The sequence below is a fragment of the Rhodococcus sp. NPDC076796 genome, assembly GCF_040702765.1.
GTDB lineage: Bacteria > Actinomycetota > Actinomycetes > Mycobacteriales > Mycobacteriaceae > Rhodococcoides.
Genome location: NZ_JBFBMS010000002.1, coordinates 1,005,709 through 1,024,780 on the forward strand (window position 1 = coordinate 1,005,709; position 19,072 = coordinate 1,024,780).

The window sequence follows — 19,072 nt, forward strand, 5'->3', positions numbered from 1 at the left end:
GGATGTGTTCTTCCTGGGATGCGCGATACCAGGCTGATCACGCTGAACTGGCCTACCCTGGATGAGTGAATACGACGCCACCGCAGCGAGGTCGGCACGAGCTGGCCGAATTTCTGCGTGCCCGACGCGAGGCGCTCGCGCCGTCGGACGTCGGCCTGCCACCTCGGATAGGAGCTTCACGCACGCCCGGTCTGAGACGTGAGGAGGTCGCAACGCTGGCAGGTGTGAGCGTCGACTATCTCGTACGGCTCGAGCAGGCACGTGATGTTCGGCCATCCGCCCAAGTGGTGCAGTCACTGTCCAATGCACTGAAACTGTCCGCTGATCAGACCGGCTACATGTTCACCCTCGCAGGTCATCGCGTACCCGAGCGACCCGCCACCCAGCAGGTGCCCGCCGGCATCGGAGCGTTGATCGACGACATCGGTCCGCTGCCGGCGATGGTGCTCAACCATCGACTCGACATCCTCGCCGCGAACGAGACCATGGCCGCGCTGCTTCTCGACATCGACGAACGTCCGGCGTCGGAGCGGAATGTTCTACGAATGTGTTTCCTGGACAGCCGGTTCGACGGCTTCTACGAAGCGCGCGACGATGTGGTCCGCGGTGCAGTTGCCGACCTGCGTGCCGCCTGGGTGAACCATTCACACGACGCCGAACTCGCGGCCTTGATCGACGAACTCGAGCGAGGCAGCGCAGAATTCTCCCGCTACTGGCAGTCCCGAGAAGTGTCGGTACGCAGCCGGGGAGACAAGCCCATGAACCATCCGCGCGTCGGACCGGTGACCGTGACATTCGATGTCCTCACCCCACTCGGCGACCCGGACCTACGGTTGATCGTCTACCGGCCTGCAGATGCGCAATCTCGTTCTGCGCTGGACGAACTCGGCCGGTTGCGTTCTCATCGAAAGCAGCGGCACCTGCGCACGATCTGAATCCGACCTTTCGCGGCACGCAAAGTCGAGACTCCGTCGGTGCAGTGCTCCTATCGTTTCGGGCAGAACAAAGGGAAGGTCACCGGCAGATGCTCGAACGATGGAACGCAGCACTCGACTACATCGAGAACAATCTCGACCGCGAGATCGATCCGAGCGAGCTCGCTCGGATCACCCTCACATCGGAGTACCACTTCCGACGCGTGTTCTCTGCACTGGCTGGACTACCGCTGTCGCACTACATCCGACAACGCCGAATGACACTGGCAGCAGCGGACATTCTCGACGGACAGGGCGTACTCGACGTTGCGAGCAAATACGGGTACACCGCAGACGCATTCACCCGCGCCTTCCGAGACCTCCACGGCATCACACCATCCCGAGCACGCCGACCCGGAGCCATCCTCAGTTCCAGACAAGCAGTGACATTTCACCTGACCATAGAAGGACGAAGCACCATGCGATACCGCATCACCGACCTGCCCGCATTTCACATCGTCGGCAGAACCACCCGAATCCCACTCCGGTTTCACGGCGAGAACACCGCCATGACCGAATTCCACCGAAGCCTCGCCCCCGGAACCGGCGAAAAGTTGCGCGAACTCGCCGACCTGCCCGAACTCCCCGACATCCTCTTCGTCAGCGACGGGTTCGAGCCCGAACGCGAAGACGGCAGCCTCTTCGACTACTACTTCGCAGTTGCAAGCACTTTGGCTGGAACATCCGACTGGGACACCCTCGCCGTGGCCGCATCGACCTGGGCGGTATTCGAGACGAGCAGCGACACCGCACTCGCCCCCGCACTCCAACAACTCTGGGCGGACGCATTCAGCGAATGGTTCCCCTCCAACCCCTACGAAGTGATCCCGGGACCGGAAATCCTGTCCGTCACCGAAGCCTCGCCCGACTGGACCTCGGGAGCGGGAGAACTCTGGATTCCAGTCCAACGAACTCGATAGCCGTCCCTCATTCCTTCCCTCCCCTCCCGGCCTTCCATGGCCACTCAATGTGACATTCAGTGGCCTTTTTGGGGGTCAATGTCACATCGAGTGGACTGCGAGCGGTTGCCCAACGCACTGCCCTCGATAGTGTGGAGGCATGTGGGCCGGCCGACGCGAGGCGCTGCGTCGGCGATATCTGTCGCTGGGGCTCGGCGAGCTTGCCGCAGCAGGTGTCTTCCTGACGGTCGCCCTCACCATGGCGATACCGAGGCTCGACGACCAGCAGGACCGTCTCGCGTTGTGGTCCGCCCTTGTCCCGTTGCTGATCGTGCTCGTACAAGCGGGTTTGTACTGGCTGCTGGCGCGTTCCTGGGTAGAACACAACCCGATGCCCGCCTTCCTCCGCGGGGTGTACCGGGTATGTCGAACCCTCGACGTCGCGTTGCTGGCTGCCGGGTTGGTGGGCATCATCGTATGGTTTCCCGCCGGGATCGGTGCGGCGCTCGCCGTCGTCGCGGTGTGGCTCTTCGGGGTCATCGAGTTCGTCAACTACTTCGTCGTCAGACTTTCTTATCCCGCACGCAGTTGGTTTTCGAGTGTCCGTCAGCTGCGCACACCTCGATTGGTGCGCGACATGGACTCTGTTGCCTGACACCACCGACGGCGTACCCGGAAGGCACTCGATGTGACATTCAGTGGACTTTTCGGCAGTCAATGTCGCATCGAGTGGACTTCGGTTGACCGAGCCGAGAGCTCAAGACGATCGGCGGGAGAGAATCTCCGTGATGTCGGTCAAAGCAGGGATTGCCGCAGAGAGTGCTCGACGGCTGTCGTCGGTCAGCTCGTCGAGTGCGTCCGATAGCACCTGTGAGCTGACTGCGTCGTATTCGGTGAGGAGACGGAGGGCCTTCGGCGACGCCGTCAGGTTGGCTCCCCGGAGGTCGTTCGACGAGATCGATCGTTCGACGAGACCCGCGTCGACCATTGCCTTGATCAGGTTGCTGACGGTGGAGCGAGCGAGGTTGAGATGTGCGGCGAGGACACCGGGGCTCATCGACGGCTTGTCGGCGAGGGCCCTCATCACTTCGATGTGCGAGTCGGGGAGGTCCGGCAAGTCCGCGGCCTCGCGGGTCGCGCGGAGCAGCGAGCGTCGCAGCGGCCCCAGTTGTCGCCCGAGTTCGATTGCGGAGGAGTGCATCGTTCGATGATCTCACATGTAGTTTTGCCGCAAACATAGTTTTGTGACAAAATGGCCTTATGGATACATACACCTCGGTTCAGAATCCGGTCCCGAATCAGGACCTCAGCGGCATCGTCGGCCACCGCTTCATCTACACGTACGCGAACAACTGGCAGTACGAGATGTACGTCAAAAACGCCACGACGATCGACTACCGCATCCACACCGGCATGGTCGGTGGCCGATGGGTCAAGGACCAGCAAGTCGATCTGGTCCAACTCGACGACGACGTCTACAAGATCTCATGGAACGAGCCCACCGGGACATCCGTCGTCGTCAACGTAATTCCCGGCAAGCGACGTCTGCACGGCACGATCTTCTTCCCGCAGTGGATCGAACTCGACGGAACCAAAACCGTTCTGTATCAGAACGATCACCTAGACCGAATGCGCGCCTACCGCGACGCGGGCCCGACCTACCCCATCTATGTGGTTCCCGAATTCGCCACCATCACCCTCTTCGAGAACGTCGGCGTGGACGACGAGACCATCGTGTCCGTGGCACCCGCGGATCTACCCGCCGGATTCGCCGACCGGACCAACTGACATGCAGCCGGACCTGACCTTCATCGCACATCTGTCCGTGACAGTCGGCGAGCCGATCGACCTCGGCCAGGTATCCGACGGGCATCGCCGTCTCGTCCCGATTCTCGGCGGGACCGTTGAGGGCCCCTCGATGCAAGGCCGAATTCTCCCCGGCGGCGCGGATCACCAGATACTTCGAACCGCCACTCTTACCGAACTCGATGCTCGATACGCACTCGAGACCGATGCGGGCGAACGAATCTCAGTGCACAACGTCGGCATACGAAGCGGAACCCGCGCAGACATCGACGCTCTGATCCGCGGAGAACACGTGCCGGCCGATCGCATCTACTTCCGTAGTCAACCCAGACTGTCCTCCGCCGCGAGCAGACTCCGGTGGATGAGCGAGCGAATGTTCATCGGATCCGGCCAGCGATTACCGAACTCCGTGGAGCTGGACATCTATCAGGTCACGTGACCGATGCGATTCCGCGCAGTCAATGTGACGTTCAGTGGACTTTTCGGCAGTCAGTGTCACATCGAGTGGACTAGCAGAGGTGTCAGGCGATCGATTGGCCGTAGACGTGTGTCACCGAGATGGTCATCAGTACTCGTCGATCAGCGACCATGACTGCTCGGTATTCGTTCCAATCGGGGTGTTCACCCGCTGCGGCGCGGAAGTAGTCCACCAAGGCATCGACTTCTGGGCTGTCGGGTGTCGACCCCGGGCCGGTGAGGGTGACGGTTCCTTCGGCCGTTGCCCATGCTGTGCCGTCGGCGCTGGTCACTTCGAGCGCGGCGCGAGGGTCTCGGCGCAGATTCGCCGTTTTCGCTCGCCCTTCGGTAACCGAGATCATGATGGTGCCGGCTACCCGGTCGTAGAACGGCGTCACCGGCGAGAGCTGCGGAATTCCGCTGGCTTTGATGGTGGCGAGCACGCCGATTCGGCTCTGCTCGAGCAGGCTGTGCGGATCGAAGGCGCTCGCGGTCATGGCTTCTCCTCGGGTCGTGTGGACAGCTCGGCGGCGTAGGCTCCGACTGCTCGCCGGTACTTCCCGAGGGCCGGTTCCGCCGACTGCAACGCGTTACGTAGTGCGAGTTCGTGTTCTCCCATGTCCCACAATGCCAGAGCCATGAATGCGTCACGTGCAGAAACGTATTCGTTCGGGAACTCGGCATCCTGCAGCACCTGTACTGCTTCGTCAGGACGCCCGACGTTGCGCAACGAGCTCGCAAGTTGGATACGAGCCTGGTGCTCCCTGTCTGCATCCAGCCCGGCCGACATGGACGCTTCGTACAACGGCACCGCCGCCTCTTCGTCGCCCAAGAAGTCCTCGAGCGACGCACGCTCGAACAGCACGCGAGCATCCGAATACGACGCGATCGAGAGCAGATGGTCCATCTGAATTCGCATCCGCAGTGGATCGGAGTCGTCCGCGTCGCGCCAGAACGCTGCCATTCGTTCGTCGGGTCCGATCGCGTCATCGATGGTCCACGACGCCCCGGCGAAGGTGGCTCCTCGATCCTCGGCCGCAGGGCCAGGGAGGGAATGGACCAGCGAAACGGCCGTCGCGTAGTAGCGAAATCCGTTCTGTCCGTGGACCGAAGGTTGCCACTCGAATTCCACGGACCGACCCGCTGTCAGCCAATGCGGATCCCCGACCACCGCGGTGCTGTACACCAGGCAACCGCCGGGTGTGTCCGTCGAATCAAGGATTCCCCAGCCCTCTGCCGTCGAAAAACGACGCACTCTTCCTTCCGCCACGCCCTCCATCGTCGCAGACCCGGCTTAGTCTCGACGGATGGATGTGGAGCTGTTTCTGCTCAAGCTTTTGGTGGAGATCGACCGCAGCGGGTCGATGACGGCCGCTGCCGAACGGCTCATGTACACCCCATCGGCGGTTTCGCAGCAGGTCAAGCGGCTCGAAGCGATCATCGGCACCCCCATGGTCGAGCGACACGCGCGCGGAGTGCGACTCACCGAGGCCGGACGACTCGTGGCCGGTCGGGCTGCAGCCATCGACACACAGCTGTCGGCCCTGCGTGCCGACCTGGACGATCTGCTCGACGCGCGCAGCGGCCATGTCACCCTCGGCGTCTTCCCTTCCTTCGCTGCATCACTTCTGCCGGACGTCATGGGTGCCTTCCGCTCGGCGCATCCGGGGATCGAGCTGGGCATACGGTCGTCGCGGCTGCGCGACCTGCACGCGATGCTGCTGGGCCGTGAGGTAGATCTGTCCTTGGCATGGGACTACCCGGATTTGCCGATGGTGGTCGACGACGTCGAGACCGAAGTCATCGCCGAGGACGCCACCGTCCTTCTCGTTCCAGCGGGTTGGTCTCGGAGAGGTCCGGTTCTACTCGAATCGCTCGAAGGCGAACAGTGGATCGTTCGTGCATCGCAGCACTCCATCACCACGATGTTCCGATCAGCCTGTCTCAAAGCCGGTTTCGAGCCGAAGGTCCTGATCGAGTCCAACGACTACATGGAATCTCAGGCGATGGTTGCTGCAGGACTGGGACTCACCGTGGCACCCGCAATGACCACTCGCTACCTTCGCGAGGGCGTCGAGTCCATTGCCTTGGACGAACTCTCGAGGCGGCGAATCCTGCTGTGCCGCCTCGAGCAGCGGACGCCGTCCCCTGCATCGAATGCCATGAGATCGGTGCTCGTCACGCTCTTCGCAGCTATGAATTCTGCTTGAGTCAGATGTAAGAAACGATCTCTGGTCTTCACGCTGCGCAGGCGGCAAGGTATGCCACAGGTCACAACGGTGGCCTAGTCCGCAACGGTGCGGACGTGAACACCTGGAGACATCGTGAGTACCGGACACCCAGCGCCAGCCCCTGACAACACAGTCGAACTGGTGGTTCTCGCCGGCGACGGCATCGGTCCCGAGATCAGCGCGGCGACTGTCTCGGTGGTCGAAAGTGCTCTCGGCCACAACGGAATCACCGCTACGTTCACCGATGGAACCATCGGTTTCGACGCGCTCGCCGCGTCGGGGACAACCATGCCCGACGCCATCGTCGACCTCTCACGTGCAGCAGTCGGCGTCGTTCTGGGGCCGGTCTCGCACCTGGACTACCCACCGACGTCGGAGGGCGGCGTCAACCCGTCGGGAATACTGCGGCGAAAGTTGGACCTGTACGCCAACATTCGACCCGCCAGGACTGTCCCGGCTCTACCGAATCCTCTCGGCAAGAATTTCGACCTCGTGATTGCCAGAGAGAACACCGAAGGCTTCTACGCCGATCGGACCATGTTCGCCGGTGGTGGAGAGTTCATGCCCACCGAGGACCTCGCACTGGCCATCCGAAAGGTGACTCGTCGCGGTTCCGAACGCATCGTGCGCCGAGCGTTCGAGCTGGCACGGACGCGTAGATCGAAAGTCACTGTGGTGCACAAGGCCAACGTCCTCAGGCTGAGCGACGGGCTGTTCCTCGAGGCGGCCAGAGCCGTCCGGCAGGACTTTCCCGACGTCGACTACGAGGAACTATTGGTCGACGCTGTCGCCGCGCTACTGATCCGTCGACCGGAGTCCTTCGACGTGATCGCAACCACCAACATGTTCGGGGACATCCTCTCGGACGAGGCCACCGAACTCTCGGGCAGCTTGGGACTAGCGGCGTCGCTCAATGTCGGTGACACGCATGCAGTTGCGCAAGCCCAACATGGATCGGCACCCGACATAGCAGGGCAGGGAATAGCCAATCCCGCGTCGTTGATCGGTTCTGCCGCAATGCTCCTGGACTGGATCGGACAGCAGCGCGGCGACGAGAGACTCACTGCAGCCGGACGATCCATTCATCGAGCCATCGACACGGCCGTGGGTATGCCCGAGACCCGCACGGCAGACCTCCACGGAACCGCAACCACCGAGCGCTTCACGCGTGCAGTGATCGAGCACCTCGAATCGGAGCGCTGAATCATGTTGGCAGTACTCGGATTCGTCTCACTCGCATCCTTCATGCTGGTGGTCATCAAGAAGTGGGCGACGGCGCTGGTTGCCGTCGTCACCATCCCCATCGTGGTCCTGTTGATCAGTGGCCAGGGGGCTGCGCTGCCGGACATGGTGGCGGAAGGGATCGAAACCGTCGCTCCCACGGCAATCCTATTGTTGTTCGCCGTCCTGTACTTCGGGATCATGATGGACGCCAAGCTGTTCGACCCCATCTCGCGCGGCATCATCCGACTCTCCGGCGGGGACCCCGTCAAGATCTGCGTCGGCACAGCGGTTCTCGCGCTGTTGGTGGCGCTGGACGGCGACGGCACCACGTCGTACATGATCATCTGCTCCGCGTTTCTCCCCATCTATCGCAAGCTCGGAATCAACCCCCTGGTGATCGCCACGATCGCGACGATGGCTCTCGGGACCATATCCGGTACAACTCCGTGGGGTGGCGCTGCGACCCGAGCGATCAGCGTGCTGCAGATCGACGCCACGGAGTACTTCGTACACATGCTGCCGGCAATGCTGCTGATGTCTGCGGCGATCGTCGGACTCGCGTATCTGTTGGGTCGACGCGCGCGCAAGAACATCACTCCGGAACGCATCGCCGAGGTCAGTGCGCACGTGTCGTCCGGCGGTCACGAAGATTCCTCGGACGGCACCCTGCGCACCAAAGCCACCTGGCGAACCTGGGTCAACGCAGCTCTCACCGTCACGTTGCTGGTGCTGCTGGTGCTGGGAGTTGCAGACCTGCTGGTGTTGTTCATGCTCGGCTTCATCATCGTGCTCGTCGTCAACCACCCCAAACCCTCCGATCAAGGAGAGGTGATCCGAGCCCACGCTGCCAACGCCGTTCCCGTCGTCATATTGGTCCTCGGAGCCGGCGTGTTCACCGGCATCCTCACCGAGACCGGTATGACCACCGCCATGGCCGACGCGCTGATCTCGCTGATTCCGGACGGTGCCGAAGGCATGATCCCTGCCGCAGCCGCGCTGATCGGCATACCGCTGAGCTTCTTCATGGCCAACGACGCCTACTTTTTCGGGATCGTGCCCGTACTCGCGGAATCGGCTGCGCAATACTCCATACCACCCGAAGAGATGGCGCGTGCTGCAGTGATCGGCCAGATGGCCCACTCGATCGGGCCGGCGTCGGCACCGTTGTGGGTTCTCCTCGGCTTGGTCCGCGCATCACTGGGCGACTTCCAGCGCTTCGCATTCCTGTGGGTGCTGGCCGCGTCGCTGATGTACGTCGTCTTCGCGATACTGACCGGAGCCATCTCCGTGGGTCTGTGATCTATTGTGCTGCTACGAATTCGATGCGATTGCCCACTCCATCGCGGGTATGGAACCGTCGTCGACCCGGGATCTCCTCGGGGTCGGCCCAATTCACTGGGTAACCGGCAGACGTCAATGCTGCGGCCGTGGTGTCGACATCGACGGCGAAGGCCGGGTGCGCCTTCACTGCCGGACGAAAGTCGTCCTCGATGCCAATATGCACCTCACCATCAGGACCGCCCACACCCGGCACCCGAAACCAACAGCCGCCGCGGACAGCCAGCAGCGGCGGCTTCGGGATCTCCTCCCAGCCCAGGGCTCCTGAGTAGAACTCCCGCTCGAGATCCTCTCCGCCCGCCGGACACGCGACCTGCACATGATGAATCATCGACCGAACGTACCGCCGACTCGATTGACACGCCGGTGAACGGTAGGCAAACGTATGGGCATGCAACTGAGATTTCTGGCCGGTATCTCGACGGCCTTCGCATTCAAGCTCCTGCTGATGCGAGCGCTGACACTCAAGCTGCAGCGAGACATCGAAGCACTGAACAACGGCAACTACCGTCCGCTACTGTCGTCCTTCCACCGCGACGCTGTGCTGAAGTTCGCCGAGGGAGACAGCCGCTGGTCGGGCACCCACCGCGGCCGCGCAGCCATCGAAAGATTCTTCCAGGACTTCGTCGCCGCCGGCATCAAAGGCCAGATCACCGAAATCTACAGCGGCGGCGCACCCTGGCGAATGACCCTGCTCGCGCGGTTCGACGACCGAGCCCACGCAGCCGACGGCACCCAGATCTACAACAACCGCACCGTGCTCCTGGTCCGCACGAGCTGGGGGAAAATCATCTCGCAGGAAGACTTCTTCGAGGACACCACTCGCATCGACGCATTCGAGAAGAAACTGCGGCAACTCTAGATCCCGCGCCGGCCCCGGCGTGACACTGTGCGTTCCGCCGGTACTCAATGTGACGTTCAGTGGCCTTTTCGGGGGTCAATGTCACATCGAGTGGACTCCAGGGGCTCCAGGGTCGGAAGGGGTGGGGCGGCGATAGGTCACCTGTGGGTAGTTGTCGGCATTAGTCACGCTGGCGTGCACGTTGTATACCGAGCGCACCAGGTCTTCGGTGATTACTTCGTTCGGGGTTCCCGATGCCACGATGGCGCCGTTGTTCAGGACGATGATGCGGTTGCAGAACATGGCGGCGAGGTTGAGGTCGTGGAGTGCGATGTAGCTGCTCAGTGGCAGGCCTGCGACGAGGGTGAGGATGTCGAGTTGGTGTTGGATGTCGAGGTGATTGGTCGGCTCGTCGAGCAGTAGTTCGGTGGGTTGTTGGGCGAGAGCGCGGGCGATCTGGACTCGTTGACGCTCACCGCCGGAGAGGGTGTGCCATCGTCGCCCGGCTTTCGATGCCATGGCGGTGTCGGTGAGTGCCTGCGCTATCGCGGCGTCGTCGTCGGATGCGTCGCCGCCGAGGATGCCGTGATGTGGGATGCGGCCGAGGCGGACGACGTCTCGGACGCTGATGTCGACGTCGGTGTCGGAGTGCTGATCGACCATTGCCACGCGTCTGGCGATGCGGCGTCGACGCAATGTTCGCAGGTTGTCTCCATCGAGCAGCACGTCGCCGCTGTCGGGGGCGACGATGCCGGCGAGGATGCGCAGCAGCGAGGATTTACCCGAGCCGTTGGGGCCGATCAGGCCGATGGTCTCGCCGGGTTCCGGCTCGAAGCTGATGCCGTCGAGGATCGGGTGTCCACCGCGGGTCCATCGAATGTCTTTGGCGTGCAGTGTCATCGAGATCTCCTGAGCCGAAAGAGAATCAGTGCGAAGGCCGGCACGCCGATGAGTGCCGTGACCACTCCGACAGGAATTTCCTGCGGTGCGAACACCGTTCGGGCGATGGTGTCGACCCAGACCATGAAGATTGCGCCCATCACGACCGTCGTCGGGAGCAGTCTTCGGTGGCGCGCGCCGACGAGGAAGCGGGCGGCATGCGGAAGTACCAGGCCTACGAATCCGATGGCTCCGGCGGCACTGACGAGGGCGGCGGTGATCAGTGCGGTGATGACCAGCAACAGGATTCGCACATATTTCACCGGAACGCCGAGGGATGCGGCCGCGTCGTGCCCGAAGGTGAAGGCATCGAGGGCAGAGGTGTTGAACAGGCACAACACCATTCCCAGCAGTGCCACGGCCCCGCACAGTGCCACGTCTGTCCAGTCGGCGCCGCTCAGGGAGCCGAGCAGCCAGAACAGCACTCCCCGGGTTTGTTCGGCATCGGCCGAGGAGATGACGATGAACGACGTCAGAGCCGAGAACAGTTGTGTACCTGCCACTCCCGCGAGCACGACGCGGTCGTTGCCGCCGCCCGCACCTGCGGCGAGCAGCATCACCAGCACGAACGACAGCAGCGCTCCGGCGAACGCTCCGGTGGACAGCGACAGTGCGCCGCCACCGACGCCGAGCACTGCGACGACGACGGCACCGGTGGATGCGCCCGACGAGATACCCAGCACGAACGGGTCGGCCAGGGGATTGCGCAGCAGCGATTGCATGATGGCTCCGCACAGCGCGAGGCCAGCACCGCAGATGGCGGCGAGCAGCGTTCGCGGCAATCGCAACTGCCAGACGATACCGTCCTCGATGCGGCTCACTCCGGCCGAGCCGATCCCGATGTGCCCCAGTATCACTCGATACACATCGGATACCGACACGCTGGCCGGGCCGATCGTCACGGCCACGCCGATCGAGAGCACCAACACCACGAAGCCACCGAGAAGAAGCGGGATCAACAACCCGCGATCGGTCCGGCTCATGGGGTGGTCAGTCCCCAATTCTGCAGAGCCGCAGCAACTTTTTCGACCCCGTCGATCGTGCGGATCGACGGATTGAGGTCGGCGCCGTTGACGACGATGTACCGCTTGTCCTCGACGGCGGTGAGGCGGCTCGTGACGGGGTTCGATTCCAGGAAGCCGATCTTGCTGTCGAGAGCATCACCAGCGATGCTCCGGCGGCTCAGATCGGCGAGCACGAGTGCGGTGGGATCGCGATCGAGAACACTCTCCCAATTGACCTGTGGCCATTCGTCGGTGGTGTCGGCGTAGATGTTCTGGGCACCGACCGATCCGGTGATGATGCCCGACGATCCACAGCATCCGGCCATGTACGGGGTGTCGGTGTCGGCGAACCAGTACGCCAGCGTCACACCCGAGGCGTCGACGGCTCCCGAAGCCTTCGCGAAGCGATCCTGCAGCTCGCCGACGAAGCGTTCGCCGCGATCACGCACGTCGAAGATGGCTGCGAGGTCGCGAATCTCCTGGTAGACGGTCTCGATCTCGAGCGGTGCTGTGCGCGCGCCGTCGGAGTTGACGCTGTCGTCGGTCTTGCCGTTGCAGTCGGTGGGAGAGAGGTAGCTCGGCACACCGAGCTGCTCCAGCTGATCCCTGTCGGCGACGCCTCCCGGCCCGAGGGTGCCGCCGAACGACGCGGAAACGAAGTCGGGCTCGGCGTCCAACAGGACCTCCAGGGAAGGTTTGTTGTCCGCCAACCTGGGGACCTTCGCGTTCTCCGATTCGAGGTTCGCACGAACGGGATCGGTCCAGGTTGCGGTGCCGACCATGCGGTCGGCGAGACCGAGGGAGAGAAGGATTTCCGTCGAACTCTGATTCAACGAGACCGCACGTTGCGGTGGGGCGTCGACCACGACGTCGCGGCCGCAATTGTCGATGGTCAGTGGGTAGTTTCCGGTGGTCGGGGTGGCCGCGTCGGTCGTCGCCGTGGACGAACAGCCGGCAAGAACAAGGATCGAAACAGCGCCTAGTACGGCGAGAGTGGTGCGCATCGTGAAGAGCTTCCTGCTGAGGGCTCGTGTCGCGGAGCCGCGGATGGAGGTGAATCACGACGTCCGAGCATTCGGACTTCGAGCTCTCGCTCGTCACCGTTGCGCGCCAGCTCCGGAATTGCACCGGATTCCCTCGTTCGTCGCGTGCTGACCCTATCGTGCGGGATACATCGAAGGTCAGCGCGCCGCTGCTGTCACCGGCTCCTGCGCATAGCTGCGCGGAAAAGTTCTGCGCGCCAACATGACCACGGCCAGCGCTGCGGCGACCAGAGCCGTTGCAGCAGCGGTGACGGCCACGATGCCGCTGAGGTCGATCACCACACCGCCCACCAGAGCGCCCGTCGCGATCGCCAACTGGAAGGCAACGACATAGATCGCCGACGCCTTGTCCGCATCGGCCGGGGCCGCCCTGACCACTGCCGATTGAATACATACCGGGAGGGTGGTGAATGCCAGCCCCCACAAGGCGATCGCACCGACGGCGAACACGGCCCAGCTTCCCGGCGCTCCGCTCAGGGTGCACCAGAGAACTGCCACCGCAGCGGTCACTGCGCCCAGAGCGGCGATGGTCGAGTGCCGGGGCCACCGGTCGTAGGTTCTGCCGATCACCCAGATGCCGATCACGCCGAACAGTCCGTACAGCATCAACATCAGGGTCAGGGTGGTGCCCGCGGATCCGATGGCACGGTCGACGATCACCGAGAAGTAGGTGTACGCGGCGAAGTGACCGAGGACGGCCAGAAACGTCACGCCGCACAGAACGGCCAGGGAGCCGTCGAGCACCCGCGGTGTCTTTTTCGTCTCCGAAGTCGCCCGGGTGACCGGTAATGCCGGGAGGACGAAGTACAGTGCCACCGCAATTGCTGCGGCGACGACGCCGAGAATCGTTGCTGCCGTGCGCCATCCGAACCACTGACCCAGGGCGGCAGTGAGTGGGTTGCCGGCGACCAGTGCCAGCGAGGTACCGGCGTACACCGTGGCGATGGCCTTGCCCTGTTTACCGGGCAGCGCGAGCGAGGCCGCGACGGGCGCGACGACGGCCCAGAAGACTCCGTGCGTTGCCGCGCACAGCATTCGGGAGATCACCAACATCGGATAGCCGACGGATACCGCCGAGAGGAGTTGCGAGAGTGCCAATGCGGCAACGGTGATGACGACGACGCGCCGTCGGGGCCATTCGCGTACGAACCGGATCAACGGCATCGTCATCACGGCGACGCCGTACGCGTAGAAGGTCAGCAGGAGACCCACGGCGGATTCGCCGACACCGAGGTCCCCGGATATCTCGGGGAGCAACCCCACAGGCAGCGTTTCGGCCGTGACGTAGATGAATGCGGCTGCGGCGAGCACCAGCAGCTTCGGGAGCGGCGACGACATGCTGTGTATCGTTACACACTGTTCGTGGAGCGCGCTACAGTGGGCCGGTGAACACTCGGGTGACCATGGCTGACGTCGCAGCGTCCGCAGGCGTGTCCACCATGAGCGTCTCCTACACCTACAACCGACCGAGCCGGGTATCGGCCGCCACCCGCGATCGCGTGCACGAGGCGGCAGCCACCCTCGGGTACACCGGTCCCAACCGCACGGCGCGGTCGCTGCGTAGTGGCAGGCACGACAGCATCGGGGTCGTCCTCGGCGAGAAGCTCACCTACGCCTTCGAGGATCCCCAGGCTCGACGCTTTCTGTCCGGGATCGCCGAAGCGTGTCTCGACGCCGACACCGCGTTGGTGATGCTGCCGAACCTGCACCGCGACACCGACAACGCACGCATCCGAGACGCACAGGTCGACGGGTACGTCGTGTGGACCACCGAGATCGACGACCCCCTGCTCGACGTGCTCGTCGACACCGGCCGCCCGGCGTGCATCCAGGGTGGGCCCGACCACCCCGGCCTGAACTGGATCGCCATCGACGACAGAGCGGCAGCCGACGCGGTGGCCACCGCGGCGTTGAACAGCCGATCTCGACCTGCCGTCGTCGCTCTCAGACCCGATACCCGACGCGAATCGACGATCGTGCGTGGCGCGGACGCGTCGGACATCTCGATGCCGGTGACCCGAGCGCGGCTCGAGGGCTACCGAGACGCCTGCCTGCGATTCGGGATCGACTGGTCGACGGTACCGACACTGTTCACCACCAACAACGCCCGCGCCGAAGGCGAGCGAGCAGCGCGAGTGTTGTTGCAGGACAATGCTATCGACACACTGCTCGTGATGAGCGACGAACTCGCACTAGGGGTGCTCGACGCTGCGGCCGCAGCCGGAATCGACGTTCCGGGTCGACTGGCCGTCACCGGGTGGGACGACTCCCCCGCCGCAGCCGACGCCGGGTTGACCACCGTTGCGCAGTCGCTGTTCGATCAGGGCCGGTCGGCGGCCCGGTGGGTGCTCGGACTGAGCGACACTGTGGACGACGCGATCTGGAGCGTCGAAGAACGAACATCGACTGGACGCACAAACGGCCCACAAACCAAGGACACCGTGATCTAATAGTCCTAAAAAAGGGGATGTTCCCTGTTTATAGCGCTGAAGCAGACTCTTCGGCTAGTATCACCCTTGGCTGTCCGGCCATGAGGGGGAACAGTGAGCCGAGAGCACGACGCGCCGCCCCGTCATGTCGCCGCAGTTTCAGGAACCGCTGCCGTAAATGGAACCGCTGCCCAACGCGACGCGCTGACCGGCCTGCCGAACCGCAACGAGATTCTTGCCCTCATCACCGCCGAACTCGACGGCCGCACTCCGGACCGCCAGTTCAGCGTCCTGCTGGTCGACATCGACGGATTCCGAGAATTCAACGACGCCCTCGGCCCCGCCCAGGGCGATGACCTGCTGTGCATGGTCGCCGACCGCCTCCTCGCGTCCACCCGCCCCGGCGATACCATCGGCCGTCTCACCGGCGACGAGTTCGTCGTCATCGCACGGGGCTGCCACTCCATAGCCGCACGCGCCTTGGCTGCCGGATTCGCGAGCATCTTCGAGCCCGCCTTCGAGCTCGGCGGCCGCCAACTCACCCTCACCGCCAGTGTCGGAGTCGCCTCCAGCACCGACACCGACATCAGCGCCACCCAACTGGTCCACAACGCCACCGCAGCCATGCACGCCGCCAAGGCCGTCGGACGCAACGAACACCACGTCTTCACCGACGAGCTGCACCACACCAACCGCACCCGACTCGAACTCATCGAACGGCTGCGCGGCATCGCCATGGTCGAGCGCGAACTGACGATGGTCTACCAACCCATCGTGGAACTCGCGACAGGAACGGTCGTCGGGGCCGAAGCACTCATCCGATGGAACCACCCCGAACTCGGCCTGCTGATGCCCGACACCTTCATCCCCCTCGCCGAGGACGCCGACCTCATCGTCCCACTGAGCATGTGGATACTCGCCGAGGTCGCGCACACGATCGCCGACTGGCAGACCCGCAACATCCACCTGCAAGTGGGCGTCAACATCAGCCCCGCCCACTTCGCCACAGGAACCCTCGCTACCGACGTGATCGACACTGTCGACACCTACGGCATCGAACCCGGACGGCTCGCCCTCGAACTCTCCGAATCACAGACACTCCACGACCTCGACGCCGTCCACTACCAACTCCGCGACGTCCAACGCCACGGCGTCCTCATCGCCATCGACGACTTCGGCTCCGGCTTCTCCTCCCTCGAACGACTCGCCACTCTCCCCGTCGACACCCTCAAGATCGACAAATCCCTCACCCAACACCTCGACAGCGACAACCTGCACCGACGACGCGCCATGACCACACTCTGCAGCGCCCTCGTCGACGTCACCACCACCCTCGGCAAAGACACCGTCATCGAGGGAATCGAGACACCCGAACAACTCCAGATCTGCACCGACATGGGCGTAACCTTCGGCCAAGGACACCTACTCGGACGCCCCATGCCCGTTGCGGCACTCGAACAATTCATCACCCGACACAGCACCCACAGCGAATCCGCATAACCCGAGGAACCGAACGTGAAGATCGACAACGAAGTCCAACGCTTCACCGACGCACCCCGAGCCCAACTCTCCACCATCAACCCCGACGGCACACCGCACCTGGTACCCATCGTGTTCGCCGTCGCCCCCACCGGCGACCGCATCTACACCGCCATCGACTGGAAACCCAAAACAACCCGAAAACTCCAGCGACTCGACAACATCCGCGCCGACCCCGCCGTCAGCCTCATCGTCGACCACTACACCGACGACTGGTCCCAACTCTGGTGGATCCGCGCCGACGGAAACGCCCACATCGTCGACACCTCCAGCGCCGAAGGCACATCGGCCACCGACGCCCTGGTCGCGAAATACGTTCAATACAAAAACAACAGACCCGAGGGTCCGGTGATCATCATCGACAAACTGTCCTGGAGATCCTGGTCGGCTTCCTGACCCCGCCCCCTGCCCCCGTTGTCCACTCAATGTGACCTTCAGTGACCTTTTCGCCCGTCAATGGCACATCGAGTGGACTGCGGGCGGGTGAAAGTGCAGTGAAATTCGTTGGCACATCGAGTGCCCTGTTGACACACTGCTGACCATGCTCGACGTGCCTCCCGATCGGATTGTCACCGACCGCCTTGTCATTCGTCGCGAATCGGCCGACGATGCCGTTGCCATTGCCGATGTGATCGACCGCAATCTCGTTCGCCTTGTGCCATGGATGGGGTGGGCGAACGAAGAAGCAACACAGCCGTCGGCTCAACTCGCTCGTATCGCCGAGGCCGTCGAGCAGTGGGACGCCGGGGAGATGTTCGATTACGGAATTTTCGACCTCGAAGGCGGTGCGTTTCTGGGCAAGATCGGGATGCATCGCCGAATCGGCCCGCACGGAATCGAATTGGGTTACTGGCTCGACGCCCAGGCCGAGGGACGTGGTGTGATCAGCGAGGCCGTCGCTGCCCTCATACAGGAGGCCTTGAAGCTGGACGGGATCATCCGAGTCGAAATTCATTGTGATGCAGCGAATCTCAGAAGTCAGGCCGTACCCGGGAGGCTTGGCTTCGTTCTTGACAGGATCGAGCATCAACCGATCGCAGCTGCGTCCGAGACCGGCGAGCACATGGTCTGGGTATATCAGCCCGACCGGTGATATGCCTGATCCGATCGCGGTCGGACAGTGACGTTCGGTCGCGGTCGCGCCTTGGCCTGCTCGTAACGCGCGCGAAGGTCGGACAGTACGCGTTCCGGATCGTCCCGGATATCGCTCGGCAGATGCGTCACCACGATGAGGCCGGCGTTCTGCGCTCGTTCACGACGCGCCACAGTCGCCCTGTGCGCCGCGGGCGAGAGGTGGTATTCCAGCGAATCGATCTCCCAATCCAATGCGACGTCGTCGAGCCAATTGTCGGCGATCAGCAGGAACTTGCCCTGTTCGTCGTGGACGACCACGTTGTGTTGCATCGGCGGAAGTCCGCTGCGCGCGTACAGCTTCTGGGCCTGGGCCTCTGCGACGGAATGCGCGCCGGCCGCCAACTCTCGTAGCACCCGTCGCGGCATCGCCGTCCCTCGTGTACTGCCGGCGTCGAGCTCTTTCATGATCGCATCCACGGTGGCCGCGCCTCGCTGCACGACACTGGCAATCAGCGCCATGCACTGCTCGGCATTCTTCATCCGCCGAACTGCATCGCACAAGCACCGAACGATCGGGGCGACGCGAAGTCCCGACTTGATCTCCGCCGTGGGCATTCGCCACGTCCGCTCCACCACTGCGAAGCTCACGGACTTGCGATGTTGCGGCTCGGGAATCAGTGCGAACGTCTCCTCCAACGAGCCCGACGTGCCCAATCCATGCAACGCCAACCCCGCCCGACCGCTGATGAGAGCATCTTTGCCGCAGTAGATCGCCACCGCGGTGGCGCGTTCCATCGGCGTCAGCGAGCGGTTCTTCAAGAACACCAACCCAGGTAACGCCCTCGACCAGGTGCCGTCCGGCTGGGTGCGTCGAACAATGGTCTTCGACGCCACCCCGAGCTCGAGTAGATGCGCTGTCCTCATGAAGCCGCGATCCGACGCAGCCGCGATCACCTTCGCATCGACTCGTGCTCCACCCCGCTTCACACCCATGATGATGCACAGTCCGCACACCCCGGATCCTCCACGACGACGGTAAACGAATTGCCCTGTGGATAACTCACGCCCTGTGGACAAACTTTCCCCACGAGCACCGATGCGACCGCCGTACCAAAATTGAGTGCACCCGAAGATTCGCTGCCCGCACCCGACCCTGAGGTCCACTCGATGTGACATTGACTTGCACTGGACCCCGTGGGTTGGACCGTTAATAGAAATCCTAGGCCGCGAGGGCCTGCGCTCGGTATCGCACCGGGCTCAGGCCGTCGAGGCGTA

22 protein-coding genes and 1 riboswitch are annotated in these 19,072 nt (G+C 63.3%); of the genes, 13 read left to right on the top strand and 9 right to left on the bottom strand.

The genetic code is table 11. The features are described 5' to 3' along the window. Window positions 1–65: 65 nt before the first annotated feature. The 3 genes from AB0366_RS10120 to AB0366_RS10130 all read left to right on the top strand — a co-directional run bounded on the left by AB0366_RS10120 (window position 66) and on the right by AB0366_RS10130 (window position 2,528). Window positions 66–935 (top strand): helix-turn-helix transcriptional regulator, encoded by an 870-nt coding sequence (locus tag AB0366_RS10120; RefSeq protein ID WP_366243733.1) that lies wholly within the window; start codon window positions 66–68, stop codon window positions 933–935. A gap of 89 nt (window positions 936–1,024) precedes the next feature. Next, window positions 1,025–1,894: a helix-turn-helix domain-containing protein gene (locus AB0366_RS10125; protein WP_366243735.1), complete on the top strand. Its 870-nt coding sequence runs from the start codon at window positions 1,025–1,027 to the stop codon at window positions 1,892–1,894. Window positions 1,895–2,033: 139 nt separating this feature from the next. Continuing rightward, complete coding sequence (locus tag AB0366_RS10130; protein WP_366243737.1) at window positions 2,034–2,528, top strand: hypothetical protein; 495 nt, start codon at window positions 2,034–2,036, stop codon at window positions 2,526–2,528. A 102-nt stretch (window positions 2,529–2,630) separates the two neighbouring features. Here AB0366_RS10130 and AB0366_RS10135 read toward each other — a convergent pair whose 3' ends face one another. After that, window positions 2,631–3,074: a MarR family winged helix-turn-helix transcriptional regulator gene (locus AB0366_RS10135; RefSeq protein WP_366243739.1), complete on the bottom strand. Its 444-nt coding sequence runs from the start codon at window positions 3,072–3,074 to the stop codon at window positions 2,631–2,633. Window positions 3,075–3,133: 59 nt separating this feature from the next. On the opposite strand from AB0366_RS10135, the gene AB0366_RS10140 reads away from it, so the two are divergent. Together AB0366_RS10140 and AB0366_RS10145 are read left to right on the top strand one after the other, a co-directional pair. Further along, on the top strand, window positions 3,134–3,661 hold the full coding sequence (locus tag AB0366_RS10140) for a phenolic acid decarboxylase (protein WP_366243741.1): 528 nt from the start codon (window positions 3,134–3,136) through the stop codon (window positions 3,659–3,661). A gap of 1 nt (window position 3,662) precedes the next feature. Continuing rightward, window positions 3,663–4,118, top strand: coding sequence for a DUF3237 domain-containing protein (locus tag AB0366_RS10145; protein ID WP_366243743.1), 456 nt, complete (start codon window positions 3,663–3,665; stop codon window positions 4,116–4,118). An 82-nt stretch (window positions 4,119–4,200) separates the two neighbouring features. Here the strand turns inward: AB0366_RS10145 and AB0366_RS10150 are convergent, their stop codons facing one another. Both AB0366_RS10150 and AB0366_RS10155 read right to left on the bottom strand, forming a co-directional pair. Beyond that, window positions 4,201–4,632: a PPOX class F420-dependent oxidoreductase gene (locus tag AB0366_RS10150; RefSeq protein ID WP_366243745.1), complete on the bottom strand. Its 432-nt coding sequence runs from the start codon at window positions 4,630–4,632 to the stop codon at window positions 4,201–4,203. Then, on the bottom strand, window positions 4,629–5,405 hold the full coding sequence (locus AB0366_RS10155) for a tetratricopeptide repeat protein (RefSeq protein ID WP_366243747.1): 777 nt from the start codon (window positions 5,403–5,405) through the stop codon (window positions 4,629–4,631). The genes AB0366_RS10150 and AB0366_RS10155 overlap by 4 nt, the downstream gene beginning before the upstream one ends. Before the next feature lie 37 nt (window positions 5,406–5,442). Between AB0366_RS10155 and AB0366_RS10160 the strand changes: the two genes are divergently transcribed. From AB0366_RS10160 to AB0366_RS10170, 3 genes are all read left to right on the top strand, one after another. Further along, the gene (locus AB0366_RS10160) at window positions 5,443–6,345 is read left to right on the top strand and encodes a LysR family transcriptional regulator (RefSeq protein WP_366243749.1); all 903 of its coding nucleotides are present in this window, start codon (window positions 5,443–5,445) and stop codon (window positions 6,343–6,345) included. Window positions 6,346–6,507: 162 nt separating this feature from the next. After that, complete coding sequence (locus AB0366_RS10165) at window positions 6,508–7,569, top strand: isocitrate/isopropylmalate dehydrogenase family protein (protein WP_366243751.1); 1,062 nt, start codon at window positions 6,508–6,510, stop codon at window positions 7,567–7,569. A 3-nt stretch (window positions 7,570–7,572) separates the two neighbouring features. After that, window positions 7,573–8,889: a citrate:proton symporter gene (locus AB0366_RS10170; protein ID WP_366243753.1), complete on the top strand. Its 1,317-nt coding sequence runs from the start codon at window positions 7,573–7,575 to the stop codon at window positions 8,887–8,889. A 1-nt stretch (window position 8,890) separates the two neighbouring features. Here AB0366_RS10170 and AB0366_RS10175 read toward each other — a convergent pair whose 3' ends face one another. Next, a complete protein-coding gene (locus AB0366_RS10175; RefSeq protein WP_366243755.1) occupies window positions 8,891–9,259 on the bottom strand; it encodes a glyoxalase in 369 nt (122 codons plus the stop codon). Between the two features lie 60 nt (window positions 9,260–9,319). Here AB0366_RS10175 and AB0366_RS10180 point away from each other — a divergent pair, with 60 nt between their 5' ends. Next, window positions 9,320–9,790, top strand: coding sequence for a nuclear transport factor 2 family protein (locus tag AB0366_RS10180; RefSeq protein WP_366243757.1), 471 nt, complete (start codon window positions 9,320–9,322; stop codon window positions 9,788–9,790). 81 nt (window positions 9,791–9,871) lie between these two features. Here AB0366_RS10180 and AB0366_RS10185 read toward each other — a convergent pair whose 3' ends face one another. From AB0366_RS10185 to AB0366_RS10200, 4 genes are all read right to left on the bottom strand, one after another. Beyond that, window positions 9,872–10,669 (bottom strand): ABC transporter ATP-binding protein, encoded by a 798-nt coding sequence (locus tag AB0366_RS10185; protein ID WP_366243759.1) that lies wholly within the window; start codon window positions 10,667–10,669, stop codon window positions 9,872–9,874. Further along, window positions 10,666–11,691, bottom strand: coding sequence for an iron chelate uptake ABC transporter family permease subunit (locus AB0366_RS10190; protein ID WP_366243761.1), 1,026 nt, complete (start codon window positions 11,689–11,691; stop codon window positions 10,666–10,668). Before AB0366_RS10190 ends, AB0366_RS10185 begins: the two co-directional genes overlap by 4 nt. Then, window positions 11,688–12,716: an ABC transporter substrate-binding protein gene (locus AB0366_RS10195; protein ID WP_366243763.1), complete on the bottom strand. Its 1,029-nt coding sequence runs from the start codon at window positions 12,714–12,716 to the stop codon at window positions 11,688–11,690. The genes AB0366_RS10190 and AB0366_RS10195 overlap by 4 nt, the downstream gene beginning before the upstream one ends. A gap of 44 nt (window positions 12,717–12,760) precedes the next feature. Next, window positions 12,761–12,902, bottom strand: a riboswitch (cobalamin riboswitch). Continuing rightward, a complete protein-coding gene (locus AB0366_RS10200) occupies window positions 12,894–14,093 on the bottom strand; it encodes an MFS transporter (RefSeq protein ID WP_366243765.1) in 1,200 nt (399 codons plus the stop codon). It overlaps the preceding riboswitch by 9 nt. A gap of 47 nt (window positions 14,094–14,140) precedes the next feature. Here AB0366_RS10200 and AB0366_RS10205 point away from each other — a divergent pair, with 47 nt between their 5' ends. From AB0366_RS10205 to AB0366_RS10220, 4 genes are all read left to right on the top strand, one after another. Beyond that, window positions 14,141–15,205 carry a substrate-binding domain-containing protein gene (locus AB0366_RS10205; RefSeq protein ID WP_366243767.1) on the top strand — a complete coding sequence of 355 codons (1,065 nt, stop codon included), beginning with the start codon at window positions 14,141–14,143 and terminating at the stop codon, window positions 15,203–15,205. Between the two features lie 93 nt (window positions 15,206–15,298). After that, window positions 15,299–16,684 carry a bifunctional diguanylate cyclase/phosphodiesterase gene (locus tag AB0366_RS10210; protein ID WP_366243769.1) on the top strand — a complete coding sequence of 462 codons (1,386 nt, stop codon included), beginning with the start codon at window positions 15,299–15,301 and terminating at the stop codon, window positions 16,682–16,684. A gap of 15 nt (window positions 16,685–16,699) precedes the next feature. Then, window positions 16,700–17,119: a TIGR03668 family PPOX class F420-dependent oxidoreductase gene (locus AB0366_RS10215; protein ID WP_366243771.1), complete on the top strand. Its 420-nt coding sequence runs from the start codon at window positions 16,700–16,702 to the stop codon at window positions 17,117–17,119. Window positions 17,120–17,264: 145 nt separating this feature from the next. After that, a complete protein-coding gene (locus AB0366_RS10220; RefSeq protein WP_366243772.1) occupies window positions 17,265–17,816 on the top strand; it encodes a GNAT family protein in 552 nt (183 codons plus the stop codon). Here AB0366_RS10220 and AB0366_RS10225 read toward each other — a convergent pair. Further along, on the bottom strand, window positions 17,801–18,790 hold the full coding sequence (locus tag AB0366_RS10225; RefSeq protein WP_366243773.1) for a hypothetical protein: 990 nt from the start codon (window positions 18,788–18,790) through the stop codon (window positions 17,801–17,803). The genes AB0366_RS10220 and AB0366_RS10225 overlap by 16 nt on opposite strands. Between the last annotated feature and the right edge of the window lie 282 nt (window positions 18,791–19,072).

Coding starts and splice junctions, on each gene's coding strand:
- AB0366_RS10125 (WP_366243735.1), top strand. CDS start 1,025: ATGCTCGAACGATGGAACGCAGCACTCGACTACATCGAGAACAATCTC.
- AB0366_RS10130 (WP_366243737.1), top strand. CDS start 2,034: ATGTGGGCCGGCCGACGCGAGGCGCTGCGTCGGCGATATCTGTCGCTG.
- AB0366_RS10135 (WP_366243739.1), bottom strand. CDS start 3,074: ATGCACTCCTCCGCAATCGAACTCGGGCGACAACTGGGGCCGCTGCGA.
- AB0366_RS10140 (WP_366243741.1), top strand. CDS start 3,134: ATGGATACATACACCTCGGTTCAGAATCCGGTCCCGAATCAGGACCTC.
- AB0366_RS10145 (WP_366243743.1), top strand. CDS start 3,663: ATGCAGCCGGACCTGACCTTCATCGCACATCTGTCCGTGACAGTCGGC.
- AB0366_RS10150 (WP_366243745.1), bottom strand. CDS start 4,632: ATGACCGCGAGCGCCTTCGATCCGCACAGCCTGCTCGAGCAGAGCCGA.
- AB0366_RS10160 (WP_366243749.1), top strand. CDS start 5,443: ATGGATGTGGAGCTGTTTCTGCTCAAGCTTTTGGTGGAGATCGACCGC.
- AB0366_RS10170 (WP_366243753.1), top strand. CDS start 7,573: ATGTTGGCAGTACTCGGATTCGTCTCACTCGCATCCTTCATGCTGGTG.
- AB0366_RS10175 (WP_366243755.1), bottom strand. CDS start 9,259: ATGATTCATCATGTGCAGGTCGCGTGTCCGGCGGGCGGAGAGGATCTC.
- AB0366_RS10180 (WP_366243757.1), top strand. CDS start 9,320: ATGCAACTGAGATTTCTGGCCGGTATCTCGACGGCCTTCGCATTCAAG.
- AB0366_RS10185 (WP_366243759.1), bottom strand. CDS start 10,669: ATGACACTGCACGCCAAAGACATTCGATGGACCCGCGGTGGACACCCG.
- AB0366_RS10190 (WP_366243761.1), bottom strand. CDS start 11,691: ATGAGCCGGACCGATCGCGGGTTGTTGATCCCGCTTCTTCTCGGTGGC.
- AB0366_RS10195 (WP_366243763.1), bottom strand. CDS start 12,716: ATGCGCACCACTCTCGCCGTACTAGGCGCTGTTTCGATCCTTGTTCTT.
- AB0366_RS10200 (WP_366243765.1), bottom strand. CDS start 14,093: ATGTCGTCGCCGCTCCCGAAGCTGCTGGTGCTCGCCGCAGCCGCATTC.
- AB0366_RS10220 (WP_366243772.1), top strand. CDS start 17,265: ATGCTCGACGTGCCTCCCGATCGGATTGTCACCGACCGCCTTGTCATT.
- AB0366_RS10225 (WP_366243773.1), bottom strand. CDS start 18,790: ATGGGTGTGAAGCGGGGTGGAGCACGAGTCGATGCGAAGGTGATCGCG.